Annotated in this window: 13 protein-coding genes; 12 read left to right on the forward strand and 1 reads right to left on the reverse strand. The window is 42.1% G+C overall.

Annotated features, from left to right (window positions below):
- Positions 1 to 11: 11 nt before the first annotated feature.
- From aroB to PYW33_RS01660, 11 genes are all read left to right on the forward strand, one after another.
- Positions 12 to 1,091 (forward strand): 3-dehydroquinate synthase, encoded by a 1,080-nt coding sequence (gene aroB, locus PYW33_RS01610; protein ID WP_004644956.1) that lies wholly within the window; start codon positions 12 to 14, stop codon positions 1,089 to 1,091.
- A 10-nt stretch (positions 1,092 to 1,101) separates the two neighbouring features.
- The gene (locus PYW33_RS01615) at positions 1,102 to 1,980 is read left to right on the forward strand and encodes a hypothetical protein (protein WP_016806916.1); all 879 of its coding nucleotides are present in this window, start codon (positions 1,102 to 1,104) and stop codon (positions 1,978 to 1,980) included.
- A 449-nt stretch (positions 1,981 to 2,429) separates the two neighbouring features.
- The gene (gene gltB, locus PYW33_RS01620) at positions 2,430 to 6,905 is read left to right on the forward strand and encodes a glutamate synthase large subunit (protein ID WP_016806918.1); all 4,476 of its coding nucleotides are present in this window, start codon (positions 2,430 to 2,432) and stop codon (positions 6,903 to 6,905) included.
- Positions 6,906 to 6,977: 72 nt separating this feature from the next.
- A complete protein-coding gene (locus PYW33_RS01625; protein ID WP_004644960.1) occupies positions 6,978 to 8,399 on the forward strand; it encodes an FAD-dependent oxidoreductase in 1,422 nt (473 codons plus the stop codon).
- Between the two features lie 183 nt (positions 8,400 to 8,582).
- Positions 8,583 to 9,173, forward strand: coding sequence for a LemA family protein (locus tag PYW33_RS01630; protein WP_004644961.1), 591 nt, complete (start codon positions 8,583 to 8,585; stop codon positions 9,171 to 9,173).
- A 29-nt stretch (positions 9,174 to 9,202) separates the two neighbouring features.
- Positions 9,203 to 10,252 (forward strand): TPM domain-containing protein, encoded by a 1,050-nt coding sequence (locus tag PYW33_RS01635; protein ID WP_004644962.1) that lies wholly within the window; start codon positions 9,203 to 9,205, stop codon positions 10,250 to 10,252.
- On the forward strand, positions 10,246 to 10,806 hold the full coding sequence (locus PYW33_RS01640) for a TPM domain-containing protein (protein ID WP_004644963.1): 561 nt from the start codon (positions 10,246 to 10,248) through the stop codon (positions 10,804 to 10,806). The genes PYW33_RS01635 and PYW33_RS01640 overlap by 7 nt, the downstream gene beginning before the upstream one ends.
- A gap of 210 nt (positions 10,807 to 11,016) precedes the next feature.
- A complete protein-coding gene (locus PYW33_RS01645; protein WP_004644965.1) occupies positions 11,017 to 11,574 on the forward strand; it encodes a pilin in 558 nt (185 codons plus the stop codon).
- Positions 11,575 to 11,631: 57 nt separating this feature from the next.
- Positions 11,632 to 13,290 carry an O-antigen ligase family protein gene (locus tag PYW33_RS01650; RefSeq protein ID WP_004644966.1) on the forward strand — a complete coding sequence of 553 codons (1,659 nt, stop codon included), beginning with the start codon at positions 11,632 to 11,634 and terminating at the stop codon, positions 13,288 to 13,290.
- 6 nt (positions 13,291 to 13,296) lie between these two features.
- Positions 13,297 to 14,028, forward strand: a complete 732-nt coding sequence (tfpZ, locus tag PYW33_RS01655; protein ID WP_004644967.1) for a TfpX/TfpZ family type IV pilin accessory protein — start codon at positions 13,297 to 13,299, stop codon at positions 14,026 to 14,028.
- Between the two features lie 91 nt (positions 14,029 to 14,119).
- Positions 14,120 to 15,754: a PglL family O-oligosaccharyltransferase gene (locus PYW33_RS01660; protein ID WP_004644968.1), complete on the forward strand. Its 1,635-nt coding sequence runs from the start codon at positions 14,120 to 14,122 to the stop codon at positions 15,752 to 15,754.
- 50 nt (positions 15,755 to 15,804) lie between these two features.
- Here the strand turns inward: PYW33_RS01660 and bfr are convergent, their stop codons facing one another.
- Positions 15,805 to 16,269, reverse strand: coding sequence for a heteropolymeric bacterioferritin subunit Bfr (gene bfr, locus PYW33_RS01665; RefSeq protein WP_004644969.1), 465 nt, complete (start codon positions 16,267 to 16,269; stop codon positions 15,805 to 15,807).
- Positions 16,270 to 16,500: 231 nt separating this feature from the next.
- On the opposite strand from bfr, the gene PYW33_RS01670 reads away from it, so the two are divergent.
- Positions 16,501 to 17,562 (forward strand): RNA-guided endonuclease InsQ/TnpB family protein, encoded by a 1,062-nt coding sequence (locus tag PYW33_RS01670; protein ID WP_004644971.1) that lies wholly within the window; start codon positions 16,501 to 16,503, stop codon positions 17,560 to 17,562.
- Positions 17,563 to 17,700 lie beyond the last annotated feature (138 nt).

A 17,700-nucleotide genomic window follows, 5' to 3' on the forward strand; every position in this document is an offset into this window, starting at 1 on the left:
GTTAATCAAGCATGCAAACCTTATATGTAGAACTCGGAGAACGTCGTTACCCTATTTTTATCGGGAGCGATCTGGATCCACAGGCCTTATTGGCTCCCTATATTCAGGGTAAGCAAATGATGATTGTAAGCAATACCACAGTTGCTCCACTTTATTTGCAGCGTTATCAAACTGCGATTGAAGCTCTAGACAAACGTGTTGCGACCTGTATTTTGCCTGATGGTGAAAAATATAAGGATAGCCAGCATCTGAACCTGATTTTTGATGCATTGCTTGAAGCCGGTTTTAACCGGGATTGCACCGTGCTTGCGTTGGGTGGGGGTGTAATTGGAGATATGGCTGGCTTTGCCTCAGCCTGTTTCCAGCGCGGTGTGTACTTTATCCAAGTGCCGACAACCTTGCTGTCGCAGGTCGATTCTAGTGTGGGTGGAAAAACCGGGATTAATCACCCACTGGGTAAAAACATGATTGGTGCTTTCCAGCAACCTCAAGTGGTACTGGCGGATATGTCGCAGCTTGTTACTTTGCCGGACCGCGAACTTTCAGCAGGTTTGGCTGAAGTGATTAAATATGCGCTACTAGGCGATGAGTCATTTCTGGTCTGGCTTGAAGAAAACATGGATGCTCTGGTCGCTCGTGATGAGAAATTATTGGCTGAGGCCGTTTATCGTTCCTGTGCGCATAAGGCACGGATCGTAGCCAATGATGAGAAGGAGCAAGGGGAACGTGCTTTACTCAATTTAGGCCATACCTTTGGTCATGCGATTGAATCCTACATGGGGTATGGTGTCTGGCTACATGGCGAGGCTGTTGCCACCGGTATGGTGATGGCTGCGGATCTGTCACAGCGTATGGGCTGGATTTTTCAAGAAGATTTAGAACGTACAAAAAAAATCATTTCTCGTGCCAAACTTCCTGTGGTTTGTCCTAAAATCCCTCTGGATGATTTTCTGGCCTATATGGCCCATGACAAAAAAGTCTTAAATGGACAATTGCGTTTGGTGTTATTAAAGCAATTAGGCGAAGCAGTGATTACCCGGGACTTTGATCTCGAGTTAATGAAACAGGCAATTTTAGCCAATCAGGCATAGGTTTAGTTTTATGGCAGCATTACATACTCCTTGGCAAAAGATTCAGCATTATTTCTGGCTGGTCTGTGGTGTATGCTGCCTATTTGCTGCCTTAGTCTTTTGGGCGGTGACTGATTCAGATGATGTCATCGAAATTGAAAAAAAGCCTGAAACTGAAGTTCAGTTGCAGATTCAACCAGAAAAAGTAGCCACAATGACCCATCTTGGTGCACTTTTTCAGGAAGTGAAACCACTGGACCTAAATACACGTACCGTCGTGAATGCCAGTCATGAGCCAGAATTTCGCGGTACTAAATTTGTCAATGAAGCCAAAAAACAGCACTCAATTGAATTATTTCGTGTGACCAATGAAGCAATTTTAAAAAGTTTTCTTAAAAAACAGTCCGATCGTAAACCTTTTATTTATTTAAGAGTCTCAGGTGAAAATCAGCCAGAACAATATGTATTGTTGTATGGTCAATATAATACTGCGTCACAAGCCAATCAGGCACTCTCTACATTGAAGTTAAATTTACCGGCTTCAGTTAAACCCGAAGTCGTGCAAATGCAGCAATATGTCAGTCTGGTCAATAATCTGGGTTCAGATGAATTGGCCAGTAATCAAAAGCTTTACGAAATTCGTTTGAAAAATGTGCCTTTGCCGAAAGTAGATGAATCGGTGCGACTTAGACAGCAGCAAACCCAGACTGAGGTCAAGCCGCGTAGTTCTGATGCTGCGACTACCAGTACCACCATTGTGCGCCGTGATTCATCGGGAAATGTGGTCGATGTACAGAAATCTGAAAGTGCTGTAGAAGGCACGCCTCAACCGCAAAATAACAATAATCGACCTGCTCAGGGCAGTAATCCGCGTCCTCAAAATAACGAGATTAGTGATCCATTTAATTAGTTCGGTCTAAAATAGCGCATCCAAAAAATTACAGAATTAAAAATGAGCGCTTTTGGTGCAAAAAATGCACATTAAAATTAACCCTTAGAGTGCTGTTCTGCGCTAAATCTTTGTCATCTGTATTGTTTTAATTTATGCGCTGTTTGTTGGCATGGAATTTGCTTTATTGGTGCATGAATTGAATTAATCTCCCTGTTTTAGCGCGAAAAATGATTCGATGACACCGTATGAATGTCATATTTATTCCAGATTTTTATGTTATTCATGAGCAGAATAAACTTTATTTGTTATGCATTTAGTCTAAAAAAGGACTAGTCTGAAGAAATAAAGAAAAATACTTTTGCTCTACCAAGACGGTCTTCTCAAGTCCATTAGACGCCAGCGCAGAGAAAAATTTAGATTGTTTAACAGCCTGTTGAGGCTTCGTGAAAGAAGGGTACGCTATGCACATGCCATCGCCTAACAATGTAGCTCCCGCTCAAGGTTTATACCAACCGGATGAGTTTAAAGATAACTGTGGTTTCGGTTTGATCGCCCATATGCAGGGTGATGCTAGCCATGATCTCGTCAAGACCGCGATTCATAGTTTGAGTTGTATGACCCACCGTGGTGGTATTGCCGCAGATGGCAAGACTGGAGATGGTTGTGGTTTGCTCTTGGCAATGCCAAAAAAATTCTTCCGTGAAGAAGCAAAACGCTTAAGTGATACCACCTTAAGTGAAGTCTTTGCTGTAGGTTCAGTATTCCTAAATCTTGATCCTGCGCTTGCTGCTCATGCCAAACAGGTTTTAAACAAAGAGATTGAAGCTGAAGGTTTAATCGTTTTGGCTTGGCGTGTGATTCCGACCAATGTCGATGCCCTTGGTGAAATTGCTTTGCAATCGATGCCAGCATTTGAACAGATTATTGTTAACTGTCCAATGGGTGTGACTGAGGTTGAATTTAACCGTAAGTTATTCCTGGCACGCCGTCGTGCAGAGCAGCTGTTAAGCAATGATACGTCTTTCTATGTCACGACTTTATGTTCAACGGTGATCAGCTATAAAGGCTTGATGATGCCGGAAGCGATTGCAGATTTTTATACAGATCTGGCTGATCCACGTTTGGAATCGCATATTGTGGTGTTCCATCAGCGCTTCTCGACCAATACTCTGCCACGCTGGCCTTTGGCACAACCGTTCCGTTACTTGGCGCACAATGGTGAAATTAATACCATTACTGCGAACCGTAACTGGGCCATGGCGCGTGTGCCAAAATTTGAAAATCCGTTATTGCCTGGTTTAACTGAACTGAATCCAATTGTGAACCGTACCGGTTCAGATTCTTCAAGCCTGGATAACATGCTGGAGATTCTGGTCGGTGGTGGCATGGATCTGTTCCGTGCACTCCGTATGCTGGTTCCGCCTGCCTGGCAGAATGTGGAAACCTTAGATGCAGACTTGCGTGCATTCTATGAATTCAACTCAAAACATATGGAAGCTTGGGATGGCCCGGCAGGTCTGGTGATTCAGGATGGGCGTCATGCGATCTGTATGCTGGATCGTAATGGTCTGCGTCCTGCGCGTTGGGTCATTACCAAAAATGGTTATATCACATTGGCTTCTGAAATTGGTGTCTGGGGTTATCAGCCTGAAGATGTGATTTCTAAAGGACGTGTGGGTCCAGGTCAGATGCTGGTGATCGACACACAAACCGGCAAGGTGCTGGATACGCAAGATGTCAATAATCATCTGAAACGCATGCGTCCATACCGCGAATGGTTACGTGAAAATTCTGTGCGTCTGCAAGGTAGTCCAGAGCTGGAAGAATATTTATGTGATCAAGGCTTAAAAGGCGATGGTCTGAAAGCGGCACAAAAAATGTTCATGGTGACCTTTGAAGAGCGTGACCAGTTGTTACGTCCGATTGCTGAAAGCGGTCAGGAAGCTGTTGGCTCTATGGGTGATGATACCCCAATGGCGGTATTGTCTCGTCAGGTGCGCCATGTGTCGGATTATTTCCGCCAGCAGTTTGCACAGGTGACCAACCCGCCGATCGATCCACTACGTGAATCGATTGTGATGTCACTGGAAACCTGTTTAGGTCGTGAACAAAATGTATTTGAACAAGGACCTGAGCATGCTGATCGTCTGATCATTTCTAGCCCTGTGCTGTCTAATTCGAAAATGCATCAGATCCGTACGCTGGGTCGTGCCGGCTATGAAATTGCAGATATCGACCTGAACTATGCTGAAACCGAAGGTCTGGAAGCTGCGATTGCGCGTATTTGTGAAGAGTCTGCGCAAGCCATTCGTGATGGTAAAACCTTACTGGTGCTTTCAGACAAAAAAATCCGTGAAGGTTACTTGCCAGCCAATGCTTTCATGATCACCGGCGCGGTGCATCATCACCTGATCAATACCGGTTTGCGTACTGACGCTAACCTGATTATTGAAACCGGATTTGCCCGTGATCCACATCAGTTTGCAGTGCTACTTGGTTTTGGTGCAACTGCGATCTATCCATACCTAGCTTATGACGTGATCAATGATCTGGTCGCGAAAGGCGAATTATTGGGTGATCCGATTTATGCACAAAACAATTTCCGTAAAGGGATTGAAAAAGGCTTATTGAAAGTTCTTTCGAAAATGGGTATTTCTACGGTTGCCTCTTACCGTGGTGGTCAGCTGTTTGAAGCAGTCGGTCTATCGGATGAAGTGGTGGGTAAATGCTTCATCGGTGTGCCAAGCCGTATTCAGGGTGCCACTTTTGTCGACCTTGAAAATGATCAGAAACAGTTGGCGGATATTGCCTGGAAAAACCGTAAACCAATCGATCAGGGCGGCTTGCTGAAATTTGTATTCGGCAAGGAATACCATGCCTTTAACCCGGACGTGATCAACTCGCTACATAAAGCAGTACGTTCTGGGAACTACGCAGATTTTAAAGAATATGCGGAACTGGTGAATAACCGTCCAATTGCGACGATTCGTGACCTGTTCAAACTGAAAACAGACAACTCGATTCCAGTCGAACAAGTGGAATCTGTGGAAGAGATCCTGCCTCGCTTTGACTCTGCGGGTATGTCTTTGGGTGCACTGTCACCTGAAGCACATGAAGCGATTGCGATTGCCATGAATACGATTGGCGGTCGTTCAAACTCGGGTGAGGGCGGTGAAGATCCAGCGCGTTACGGCACCATCCGTAACTCGAAAATCAAACAAATTGCATCGGGCCGTTTTGGTGTAACGCCTGCTTATTTAACATCAGCAGAAGTTCTCCAGATTAAAGTCGCGCAAGGTGCAAAACCAGGTGAAGGTGGTCAGTTGCCGGGTGGTAAAGTGAATGGTCTGATTGCCCGTTTACGTTACTCTGTGCCGGGCGTTACCCTGATTTCGCCACCTCCGCATCATGACATCTATTCAATTGAAGATTTATCACAGTTGATCTTTGATTTAAAACAGGTTAACCCACAGGCGATGGTGTCAGTTAAGCTGGTTTCTGAACCGGGTGTCGGTACGATTGCGGCAGGTGTAGCGAAAGCGTATGCCGATTTCATTACCATTTCTGGTTATGATGGCGGGACAGCGGCTTCTCCACTTTCTTCAATTCATCATGCAGGTTCACCGTGGGAACTGGGTCTTTCTGAAGCGCATCAGGCCCTTCGTGTCAATGACCTGCGTGGTAAAGTTCGCGTACAAACAGATGGCGGTTTAAAAACCGGTCTGGATGTTGTCAAAGCAGCAATTCTGGGTGCAGAAAGCTTCGGCTTTGGTTCGACTCCAATGATTGCCTTGGGTTGTAAATACCTGCGTATCTGCCACTTGAATAACTGTGCAACCGGTGTAGCAACCCAGCAAGATCATTTACGTCAAGAGCATTATATTGGCGAGCCACAAATGCTGATCAACTTCTTCACCTTTATTGCTGAAGAAACCCGTGAATGGCTGGCAGCACTCGGTGTATCAAGTCTGAAAGACCTGATTGGCCGTACGGATCTGCTGGAAGTCTTGCCGGGTGAAACTGCAAAGCATGCACATCTTGATTTAAGCAAATTGCTTGAGTCACATCCTGCTGCAGAAGGTAAAGCACAGTATTGTCAGGTTCAAGGCAATGCACCATTCGATAAAGGGATTCTGGCAGAGAAAATGGTGGATGAGATTCTGCCTGCGATTGAAGCAGGAACTGGCGGCGAATATAGCTTCACGATCGGTAACTGTGACCGTTCGATTGGTGCCCGTCTGTCTGGTGAAATTGCGAAACGCTATGGCAACCTGAGCATGGAGGCCCATCCGGTGAAAGTTCACCTGAATGGTACTGCGGGTCAGTCGCTGGGTGTCTGGAATGCCGGTGGTCTGCATATCAGCCTGGAAGGCGATGCCAATGACTATGTCGGTAAAGGCATGGCTGGTGGTCGTATCTCGATCTTTCCGCCAAAAGGTTCACCATTCCAGACGCAAAATACCGCGATTATTGGTAATACCTGTTTGTACGGTGCGACTGGCGGTAAGCTATATGCAGCGGGTACAGCAGGCGAGCGTTTTGCAGTACGTAACTCGGGTGCATTTGCCGTGATTGAAGGTGCAGGTGATCACTGCTGTGAATATATGACAGGTGGTATCGTGACGGTACTGGGTAAAGTTGGGCATAACTTCGGTGCAGGTATGACGGGTGGTTTTGCTTATGTACTTGATCTGGATAATGACTTCGTTGATCATTATAACCATGAGCTGATTGAGCTGAATCGTATTTCAACCGAAGCGATGGAAGAGCACAAAGCCTTCCTGGGTCGTATCCTGGATGAACATATTAAAGAAACGGGTAGTGCTTGGGCGTACAAGATCCGCCATGAGTTTGACTTCTACAGCCGTAAGTTCTGGTTGGTAAAACCAAAAGCAGCCAACTTGCAAACGCTGTTGAAAACAACTCAAGCTGATCCACAATAATTCCACTACTGCAGAAACATAGGCAGATGTAAGGCAACTGTGAACCCCTTACATCTACCCACGGAGAGAGACATGGCAGAACGCCTGAATAATGACTTTCAATTCCTGGATGTCGCACGCCAAGATCCAGAGAAAAAAGAGATTGATGTCCGCAAAGCAGAATTTGTGGAAATTTATAAGCCTTACACAGCGGAAATTGCAGCCAATCAGACGCATCGCTGCCTAGGCTGTGGTAACCCTTATTGTGAATGGAAATGTCCGGTACATAACTACATTCCCAACTGGTTGAAACTGGTGTCTGAAGGCCGGTTGTTCCAGGCGGCTGAACTGTGTCACCAGACCAATACCTTGCCGGAGGTCTGTGGCCGTGTTTGTCCGCAAGACCGTCTGTGTGAAGGGGCATGTACCCTGAACGACGGTTTCGGTGCAGTGACGATCGGGAATGCAGAAAAATATATCAATGATACCGCCTTTGCTTTGGGCTGGCGTCCAGATATGTCCAATGTGCAATGGACCAATAAAAAAGTCGCGATTATCGGGGCAGGTCCGGCAGGACTTGGCTGTGCAGATATTCTGGTGCGTAACGGGGTAAAACCTGTGGTCTTTGATAAACGTCCGGAAATTGGTGGTTTGCTGACTTTCGGTATTCCAGAGTTCAAGATGGAAAAAGACGTAATGAAGCGCCGCCGTGAAATTTTCACCGGTATGGGTGTTGAATTCCGTCTGAACACTGAGATTGGTACAGATGTGACCATCGACCAGTTACTTGCCGATTATGATGCGGTATTTATGGGTATGGGAACCTATACCTATATGAAAGGTGGTTTTGCCGGTGAAGATCTGGATGGTGTGTATGATGCACTAGATTTCCTGATTGCGAATGTCAATCGTTGTCAGGGCTGGGAAAAAGACCCAGCTGAATACATCAGCGTGGAAGGCAAGAAAGTCATCGTTTTAGGCGGTGGTGATACAGCTATGGACTGTAACCGTACCTCAATTCGTCAAGGTGCTGAATCGGTCGTTTGTGCTTACCGTCGTGATGAAGAAAATATGCCAGGTTCACGTCGTGAAGTACAAAATGCACGTGAAGAAGGGGTGAATTTCCAGTTTAACCGTCAGCCGATCGCAATCGTCGGTGAAAATGGCAAAGTAACTGGCGTGAAATTTATTACTACTCAGCTAGGTGAGCCAGACAGTCGTGGTCGCCGTAGTCCAGAGCCGATTCCAGGTTCAGAAGAAATTTTGACGGCAGATGCAGTTCTGCTGGCTTTTGGTTTCCGTACCAGTCCAGCAGACTGGTTCACCGATGTGGAAATTAATCTGGATGGTTCAGGTCGTGTCGTTGCCGCTGAGCAGCAACAATACAAATTCCAGACCTCAAATCCAAAAATCTTCGCTGGTGGTGATATGGTTCGTGGTTCTGATCTTGTGGTAACCGCAATCTGGGAAGGCCGTCAGGCAGCTGAAGGTATCCTGGATTACCTTGATGTCTAACCGTTAAAGATCAATAGTCATCATTCAAAAAACCCGCCACGGCGGGTTTTTTATTTTTGGATATTGTCTAACTTAAAGAGAGGCCATTAAAAAAGATTATAAAAAGTAACAAAACTTTAGAAAATACTGTTTAAAATCAAATTAATTATATAAATATTAATAAAGAATTGAGGACAAGATATCATGCGTGTATTTAAACAATCTCTTATCGCCTTGATGCTGGCCAGTACCTTGACCTTAAGTGGTTGCGGCTATAATACCTTGCAAGTCAAAGATGAAGCCGTAACGGCCGCTTGGTCCGAAGTACAAAACCAGTATCAGCGCCGTGCCGATTTAGTACCTAATCTGGTAAATGTGGTCAAAGGCTATGCCTCGCATGAAGAGCAGGTTTTAACTGAAGTGACACAAGCACGTGCCAATGTTGCCGGTTTAAAAGTAGATCGTGAAGTGCTGGAAGATCCTGAATTATTCCAGCGTTATCAGGAAGCACAGGCGCAGATGACCAGCGCCTTGTCTCGTCTCTTAGCCGTCACTGAGAATTATCCAGATTTGAAAGCAAATCAACAGTTCCGTGATTTACAAGTACAGTTAGAAGGGACTGAAAACCGGATTGCTGTGGCACGTAACCGTTATATCACAACGGTTCAGGACTTTAACTCTTATGCTCGTCAGTTCCCGCAAGTCATGACCGCTAAAGTGATTGGTATGGACACCAAAGCGAACTTTAGCGCCGAGCAAAGTGCACAGAAAGCTCCAACAGTTTCCTTTGAATAAGTAAGATCTGTAAATAAGCGAGAGATCAGATGTCCGAGATGCTGCTGAAATACTGTGCTGGTTTGATTCTCATGCTGGGCATGGGGATGACGACACTTGTTTCAGCAGAAACGGCCACAGCTACAGATACTGAAGAAGTCATCGTAGCTCGTGAAATTTTGCAGCCAAAAATTGGTCAAAATACTTCAGCTCAAAAAAGTGAAGCTGAAACAGAAATTGAAGCAGCATCACAGCCACAGATTACCAACGATATGGCAGAAGGGCAGCTACAGCGAGATTTACCGAGTATGAATGAGCCGGTCATTGATCAGGCAAATTTACTTAGTCCCGCTGAAAAACAGCAACTCAGTCAGCGTATTCTGAAACTTTATAATGAAGGCAAAGGGCAAATAGGTGTAGTCATTGTTCCGACCACGGGGCAAGAAGATATTTTTGATTATTCCATGCGCGTTGCTGAAGCCTGGCAGCTGGGTTCAGCCAAACGCGACAATGGTTTATTGATGACCATTGCCATTAATGATCGCCGCATTCAGATTTTGACCGGTTATGGTCTGGAAGGTGTGTTGCCTGACATCGTGGCTGGCCGGATTATTAATGACAACATCACGCCGTATTTTAAGCAAGGACAGTATGCTCAGGGGATTGATTCTGGACTGGCAGAAATTGAACGGATTTTAAATCTAGATCCTGAAATTGCAGCTCAAGCTGCAGATGAACTGAAAGAACTACACGAACAGGCCTATAAAGCGCAACAAGCTTCTCAAGCAACTTTTGGTGCTGTGATCTTTATTATTATTGCTGGTGTGGTTGCTTCGATGATTTTTGGTAAAAAGCTCAGTGCTGCAACGGCTGCAGTGGCTGGAACTGCTGCTGGACTGGTCAATGGCATGGGCTTAATTGCGAGTTTAATGATTGGTGCCGGAGTATTCTTTTTATTGGTCACTTCACTGGCTCAGCTGATTTTACATGCGTTTATGGCCGGTGGTGGCCGCGGCGGTAATGGTCGTGGTGGTTTTGGTGGCGGCTTCGGTGGTGGCGGTGGCGGTTTTGGTGGGGGAGGAGCATCAGGCTCATGGTAACAACAACAGATACAACAGAGATTGTCACACAGCCGAAGTTAGAAGAGCATGCACAGCCGAGTTTTAAGCGCTGGCTCAAGCATTTCTTTTATATGCCGGCGACCAAGCGTTTTTTCTCCAAGCAGGATCAACATGCAATTGCACTAGCTGTTGAAGAAGCAGAGCATGGTCATGTCGGAGAAATTCAGGTCGTAATCGAGGGATGCTTATCTGCACGATCAGCCTATTATCAGGATACTTTGTGTAGAGCTCGACAACTCTTTGCCGAGCTCGGTGTCTGGGATACTGAATATAACAGCGGGGTACTGCTCTATTTGAACCTCTGCGAGCATAAGGTTGAGATTGTGATTGATCGAGGAATTAAAGATGCAACGACCCAGCAAGTTTGGGATGAAATCTGCCAAAATATTATTCAACATCTCGCTCAGCAGAAGTTTAAAGAAGGTGTAATTGAAGGGATTAAGCAGATTGGACAGGTCTTAGATCAGTACTATGATCGTAAAATAGATGATTTAGAAAATGAATTAGGGAATAAACCCATTGTATTAGGGTGAACTGTGTAACTAACTGACAATTTTTGTCAGTTAGTTACACAAAAGAAAACATAATAATTACAAAAATAAAAATATTTTTTTAAAGTACTGTTTTTTATTCTAAAATTATTATAATAAAACTTGGCATACTTAGTGCTAAATATAAAATTAAGCTAAATGAGCTTTTTCCTTAGGCTTATAAATAAACAATAAACATTTGTGGAGAATGTTATGAAATCAGTTCAAAAGGGTTTCACCCTGATCGAATTAATGATCGTTGTTGCGATTATTGGTATTCTTGCTGCGGTTGCTCTTCCTGCTTATCAAGACTATACAGTTCGCGCCAAAGTATCTGAAGGTATTTTAGCTGCCTCTTCTTGTCGTTCAGCAGTAACTGAAGCAGTTGATTCAGGTACTATTCCAGCTACAGGTCAAAAATGGGGCTGTGAACAAGGTGAAGCTGGTACAGATAAGACAAAAGCAGCAACTAAATATGTTCAACAAGTAGCAGTTTCAAATTCTGGTACCTCTGTAGGACAAATCCGCGTAACATTAACAAATGATACTTCATTGAAAAGTGCAGCAGGTTTAAATATCTATATGACACCTACAACTGATGTTGATGGTAACGTTGCATTAAATTTAACTACTGTTTCAGGTGTAACTACTGATACAGCTACAACAGCTTTAATTAAGTCTTGGTCTTGTGGTTTAGTGAGTGGCGATGCTGATAAACAGAAATATTTGCCAGCTACTTGCCGTAAAGTACAAACTGCAGGTACTTTCTAAGAGTTTGAAAGTAGTAAAAGCTGACTTCGGTCAGCTTTTTTTACAAATGAAATTAATATGAAAATTATAATTTTTACGATTTTTCTTTGTTTTGCCTTATCTTATTTCATAGGCTTATCAGCACTCCCATGGACATCATCCTCGCAAGATTTTTTATGGTTTTTGGGTTTAATTTTATGTTTTTTTTTGTTTTATAAAAAAGAAGTTAAACTACCCAAAATTATTATTCCTCTTCTTTATATTTGTTTAATTCCTTTTATCCAATTTATATTTGGCCAGGTCTATTATTTTTCTACGGCTTTTTTTAGTTTTTGTTTTGTTTTTGGTTTTTTAGCGTCTCTTTTTTATGGTTATAACAGTCATCAGTTAGCAGATCGAAATAAAATTATTCAATATATTGCATATTTTTTTACGATTATTGGTTTGATTAGTAGTTTATTCGCCATTGCGCAATGGCTTCAAATCTCTCATCCTTATATCTTAAATTTAAGTCATAATCGGCCTTATGCAAACTTAGGGCAACCCAATCATTTAGCAACACTTTTAATGATGAGTATTTGCAGTGTGGTGTTTTTATATGAGCGGCATGAATATAAATGGTTCTTATGTGTGCTATTACTTGTTTTAGAAATTCATGCTCTTAGCCTGACGCAGTCTAGAACGACATGGATTGTTATGATTGTCTTACTAGTTGTATATGTGTTAAAAAAAATAAATTTTCAAAGAACATCAACAGGAAAAATCATATTTTTATCGCTCGCATTGTATGTGTTTCTTTTTATTTTTAATGCTGAAATTGCTGAATACTTAAAATTAGTTGCACCGATTCCTTTAGAAGATCGTATCAATAGTGGTTTTGCTCGTATTGAAATGTGGAAGCATATGATCTATGCCATCCAACAGCAACCTTGGTCGGGTTACGGTTGGTATCAAACTTCGATTGCTCAATTCGAGGGTGCACTTTTATTTCAAAATGAAGGCAATCTCTCAAGTGCACACAATATTATGATTGATTTAATACTATGGGTAGGCATTCCATTTGGTATTCTTTTGATTTTTTATAGTTTGTACTTAATCAAGGTGATTATTTGTAATATTAAAACAACAGATGAACTTTATGTATTTATAATGATGCTATGTATATTGGTGCATGCTCAGCTTGAATATCCACTATATTATAGCTATTTCTTATTCCCTTTGGGGTTCTTTGTTGGAGTATTATTGATAAATTGCAATGTCAATACAATCTCAATCAATGAAAAATTAAAGCAAGTAACTTTTTTATTTTCAATTATATTTTACGCTTTAATATTTCAACAATATGATCAATGGTTGACGAATCTGGGCTATGCATCAGGTATGGAAAATACAGGTCAATCACAAAATAAGCAATCAGTCATTTTTTCACAGTTTGCAGATCGAGCTGAGTTTATTGTTGCAAAAGTGGATAAACAGTATGCTGAAGACAAATTAGATTCATTTGAGCACTATGTAGTTAGTCAACCAAGCTACTATAATTTATTTAAAATGGCACAAATATTTTACTTTAATCAAGATTGGGTGAAAGCAAATTATTATTTTGAAGTATCGAATGCACTATATAATAAAAAGGCTTTATTCAAAGATTTATCAAAAATCGATACACACCAAAGTAATAATATTGCATCGCTATTTTTAAAAAAGCATGATGATCTATCAGCCCCAAACATGAAGTAATTGGTTATGACAAAGCGTATTCAGTTTTTTATCAAGCATCTAACGTTATCCTTTATCATTGCCCTAGTGGTGCTTGGGGTTGTTTTTTACTGTTGGTACCCTACACCACTTGCAAAAGCTGTTGGTGTAACTTATATCATTTTAATGTTATTTGCTATTGATATTATTGTTGGACCTTTATTAGGTTTATTGGTTTATAAAGAACATAAAAAAACCTTAAAATTTGATTTGACTGTCATTATTTTGATCCAGATTTCGGCTTTAATGTATGGTATTTATAGTTTGGAGCAGGGGCGACCAGCTTGGATTGTTTATAATGTAGACCGTTTTGAGCTTGTGCGTAAAAATGAAATCATCAATGAACATATTGAAAAGGCACAGCCACAGTACAAACAGCCCTCATTATTAAAACCTCAATATGTGATGGTCGAGGTGGCTACAGATATTCAAAAGCGTCAAGCCGATTTATTTACGGAAGTGCTTGGAGGAGTGTCATTATCACAAATGCCAGATCGTTATATTGAATTTGATAATAAAGCACTTGTGCAAGGTAAAAATATTTTGAATATTAGAAAACTTTATGAGTACAATGAGGCATTAAGTGTTCGTAAAATTTTAGACGACTCACCTACAGCAGTAGGATTTGTACCACTAAAGGCAAGTCAAATAGATATGACGGTACTGCTTGATGCACAGGGTAAACCACTTGCAATCGTCGACCTTCGCCCGTGGAACTAACTTGTATTTGAAAGATCAAAACAAAAAGCAGATTCCCCTTTAATCTGCTTTTTGTTTATCATGTGCCAAACTTCTACCGCTTGATATTTCCATGAAATTTATGCTCGCTCTAATAGCAGCAATCCTCATTTCCCTTGCATGGCTCATGCCCATTCATTATCGGCCTTGGGTGACATATACGGGTGAGCTATATGCCTTTTTTGCACTATTTGCTTTAGCTGCAATTTGCCTCAAAGAAAAACTCAAAATTCCAGCTCTCAGTCTGCCATTATTGCTACTCGCCTGTGTACCACTGATACATTTTCTGACAGGACAGGTATTTTTCTTTAGCACTGCCATGATGGGCTTTATTTTTGTTTTTAGCTTTTGGCTGGCAAGTGTACTTGGCTATAATTTTTCTAGAGGAAACAATAGCCGAGAAGAAACCTTTACCCATTTAAGCTATGTATTCTTGGTGTCAGGCACCATTACAGGCTTAATTGCTCTATGTCAGTGGATAAATCTGGATTCAGTCTTGGTAGGCATGGTGAATATCAGTGGTACTCAACGTCCCTATGCCAATTTTGCCCAGCCAAATAATATGGCGACGTTTTTACTTATGTCGCTGATGAGTTGCCTATATCTTTATGAAAAGAAAAAGATTCAAACAAAGTGGTTAATGACTTGCGCATTATCGATCATTATGGGCATCGCGCTTAGCCAATCCCGTACCTCGTGGGTAGCTGCCATAGCCATCATGATTTATCTTGCCATTTATCAATATAAAGGCATTATTCGCCTGAAATGGTATTACAGCATCGCTTGGTTCATTTTCTTTATTGCATGTATTGTGGCCTTTCCTTTACTCAGTCAGTTGGCTGCACAGGCGATGAATACGGACATCGTACAAAGCAGGGATGTGGTATCTCGTGCTACCGGAGATATGTCACGACTCGCCATCTGGCAGCAGATGCTGGCCGCAATTCAGGCGCAGCCATGGTTTGGCTATGGCTGGTATCAGACCAGTGTGGCTTTTGTCTCGATCAGCGATACCATACAAGGCCCAGTTTGGATTCGAAGTGCGCATAATTTTATTCTGGACTTTTTGCTCTGGAATGGACTGATCATCGGTCTGCCTTTCTTGGCCTACTTTGGTTATTTGGGCTATCAGTTGCAACGCTGGGTCAATACGCCAGAGTCTGTCATTGGAATTTTGATGATTGGAGCATTTGTCACACATGCCATGTTTGAGTTTCCACAGCATTATGCCTATTTCCTGCTGCCAGTCGGTTTTATTCTGGGTACGGTTCTGGCACAAAATCCAAAAATTAAAACAGTGGTTATGCCATCAATCGGCATGCAATTCACTTTTGCTGTTGGGTTACTTCTATTGATTGTGATTTATCGGGATTATGACGTTGCAGTACCAAAACTCGGACAAAGTATTCGTTATGAAAAGCAGCAGGAAAAAATCACCAATGAAAAACCGATCTATCTGCTGACCGAGTTTAATCATCGCATTGGCTGGATTCGTTTAAATCCTTATAGCAAAGCGTCTGTTGAACAGATTCAGGAAGGTGAACAAATGGTCTTGAGCTATCCAACCAAATATAACCTGATCAAATATGCCAAACTCTTAGCTTTTAATGGCTACGAGGCTGAGGCCAAGCATCAGCTGCAACGCTTAAAGACCATTCAGAAAACTGAAATGAGTTATGAGGAATTAACGCAGGATATGTCTCGCTAAATACAAAAAAAGCCAGCAGATGCTGGCTTTTTCTTGGCTTAATTTTAAGTTTAGAGCTGACTTTGAATATAGTTTTCAATGCCAATGCTTTCGATCAAATCAATTTGTGTTGTGGTCCAGTCCAGATAGTTTTCTTCTTTCTCTAGGATTTCCTGAACCAGATCACGCGTCACATAATCCATTTGGGTTTCAGCCAATGCCACTGCTTTCTGGATGGCTTCAATATTCTCTTTGACTTTGCGTACATCACAATGCAGCACTTCTTGAGTATACTGACCAATATACAGTTTGCCCAGATTTTGTAAATTCGGCAGACCTTCCAAAAATAAAATACGTTCAATAATTTTATCGGCATGTTTCATCTGAACAATGGATTCTTTATATTCTGCCGAGCCCAGTTTCTCAATGCCCCAGTCATTAAACATGCGCGAATGCAGGAAATACTGGTTAATGGCAGTTAAGTGGTGATACAACACCTGATTGAGCTGATTAATCACATCACGATTGCCTTTCATCGCATAACTCCATTTGGACCTGTTTTATCTTTCTAAGAAAGCGCTCTAATCCTGATAGTAAAGCAAGTCAGGGGCAAATGGCGAGTAATTTATCAAATCAAACGTAAAACCTCGTTTTCAAGGCAGGGATATAAATGAGTGACCTAAGCCATACGACATGAAATGTCGTTTCAAATTAACATTTTTAACTTTGGATATTCTATTGGTTATTTTCATTGATAAAATAATCGCATGAAAACACTTAAATTACGCATTAAAGATAAACATTCCAAGATATTAGAGCAATTAGCATCTGAAGTGAATTTCGTCTGGAATTATGTCAATGATTTAAGCTTTAAACACCTTAAAAGAAAAGGTGAATTTCTCAGTGCTTACGATATTGCTGAATATACGAAAGGTACATCTAGGCTTTGTGGGTTACATAGTCAAACCATTCAGGCTGTTACCGAAGAATTAGTCATACGCAGAAAGCAATTCAAGAAGACTAAACTAAAATGGCGGGTCAGTCATAAGAAATCAGCCAGAAGATCACTAGGTTGGATACCCTTTAAGAAAGTAGCAATCAAGTATGCTGATGGCCATATCCAGTATGGCAAGCATCAGTTTAAAATATGGGATAGCTATGGACTGTCAAATTACAGTATCAAGACTGGTTCGTTTGTCGAGGATGCGCGTGGCCGCTGGTATGTCTGCTTAGTTGTGAATAGCTCTAAAATTGAGAAATCGAGTGCGACTAATTTGATTGGGATTGATCTGGGCTTAAAGGATATAGCCACTTGTTCGGATGGTACGATAATTTCAAATCCCAAGTTCTACCGTCAATATGAACAGAAATTAGGGATTGCTCAACGAGCGAAAAATAGAAAACGGGTCCGTGCATTACACGCCAAGATTGCAAACTGTCGTAAAGACCATTTGCACAAAGCAAGTACGATGCTTATAAAGAAAAATGCACTAATTGTTGTAGGCGATCTGAGTGCGAAAAAACTGGTGAAAACCAAGATGGCGAAGTCTGTTCTGGATACCGGATTTTCAGCATTCAAGACCATGCTCAAGTATAAATGCGAGAACGCAGGAGTATGGTTTGAAGAAGTTAGTGAAAGTTTCACAACCCAAATGTGTTCGTGCTGTGGCGAGGTCACTGCAAGCAGTCCGAAAGGTAGAACAGATTTGCGAATAAGAGTATGGGAATGTGAAAACTGTTCAAGTGTTCTGGATCGGGACTTGAATAGTGCTAAGAACATACTTGCGCTTGGGCATAAGCGTCTCGCAGGAGGAATCAGCTCTATTTAAAGAGGTGAGGATGTCAAGGAACAGCAAATGAAAATCGACATCGAATCCATTCAGACTCAGATGAATGGCAATAAAAACCCGCCAGAGTCAAAGGCGGGGGAGGAGTAATGACCAAAGATCATTGTTTTTTCATTATGC

Origin of the sequence: Acinetobacter lwoffii, from assembly GCF_029024105.1 — a bacterium.
Lineage (GTDB): Bacteria > Pseudomonadota > Gammaproteobacteria > Pseudomonadales > Moraxellaceae > Acinetobacter > Acinetobacter lwoffii.

Bases quoted from the DNA above. Each gene is read 5' to 3' on its own strand.
- aroB (WP_004644956.1), top strand. From the start codon at position 12: ATGCAAACCTTATATGTAGAACTCGGAGAACGTCGTTACCCTATTTTT.
- PYW33_RS01615 (WP_016806916.1), top strand. From the start codon at position 1,102: ATGGCAGCATTACATACTCCTTGGCAAAAGATTCAGCATTATTTCTGG.
- gltB (WP_016806918.1), top strand. From the start codon at position 2,430: ATGCCATCGCCTAACAATGTAGCTCCCGCTCAAGGTTTATACCAACCG.
- PYW33_RS01625 (WP_004644960.1), top strand. From the start codon at position 6,978: ATGGCAGAACGCCTGAATAATGACTTTCAATTCCTGGATGTCGCACGC.
- PYW33_RS01630 (WP_004644961.1), top strand. From the start codon at position 8,583: ATGCGTGTATTTAAACAATCTCTTATCGCCTTGATGCTGGCCAGTACC.
- PYW33_RS01635 (WP_004644962.1), top strand. From the start codon at position 9,203: ATGTCCGAGATGCTGCTGAAATACTGTGCTGGTTTGATTCTCATGCTG.
- PYW33_RS01640 (WP_004644963.1), top strand. From the start codon at position 10,246: ATGGTAACAACAACAGATACAACAGAGATTGTCACACAGCCGAAGTTA.
- PYW33_RS01645 (WP_004644965.1), top strand. From the start codon at position 11,017: ATGAAATCAGTTCAAAAGGGTTTCACCCTGATCGAATTAATGATCGTT.
- PYW33_RS01650 (WP_004644966.1), top strand. From the start codon at position 11,632: ATGAAAATTATAATTTTTACGATTTTTCTTTGTTTTGCCTTATCTTAT.
- tfpZ (WP_004644967.1), top strand. From the start codon at position 13,297: ATGACAAAGCGTATTCAGTTTTTTATCAAGCATCTAACGTTATCCTTT.
- PYW33_RS01660 (WP_004644968.1), top strand. From the start codon at position 14,120: ATGAAATTTATGCTCGCTCTAATAGCAGCAATCCTCATTTCCCTTGCA.
- bfr (WP_004644969.1), bottom strand. From the start codon at position 16,269: ATGAAAGGCAATCGTGATGTGATTAATCAGCTCAATCAGGTGTTGTAT.
- PYW33_RS01670 (WP_004644971.1), top strand. From the start codon at position 16,501: ATGAAAACACTTAAATTACGCATTAAAGATAAACATTCCAAGATATTA.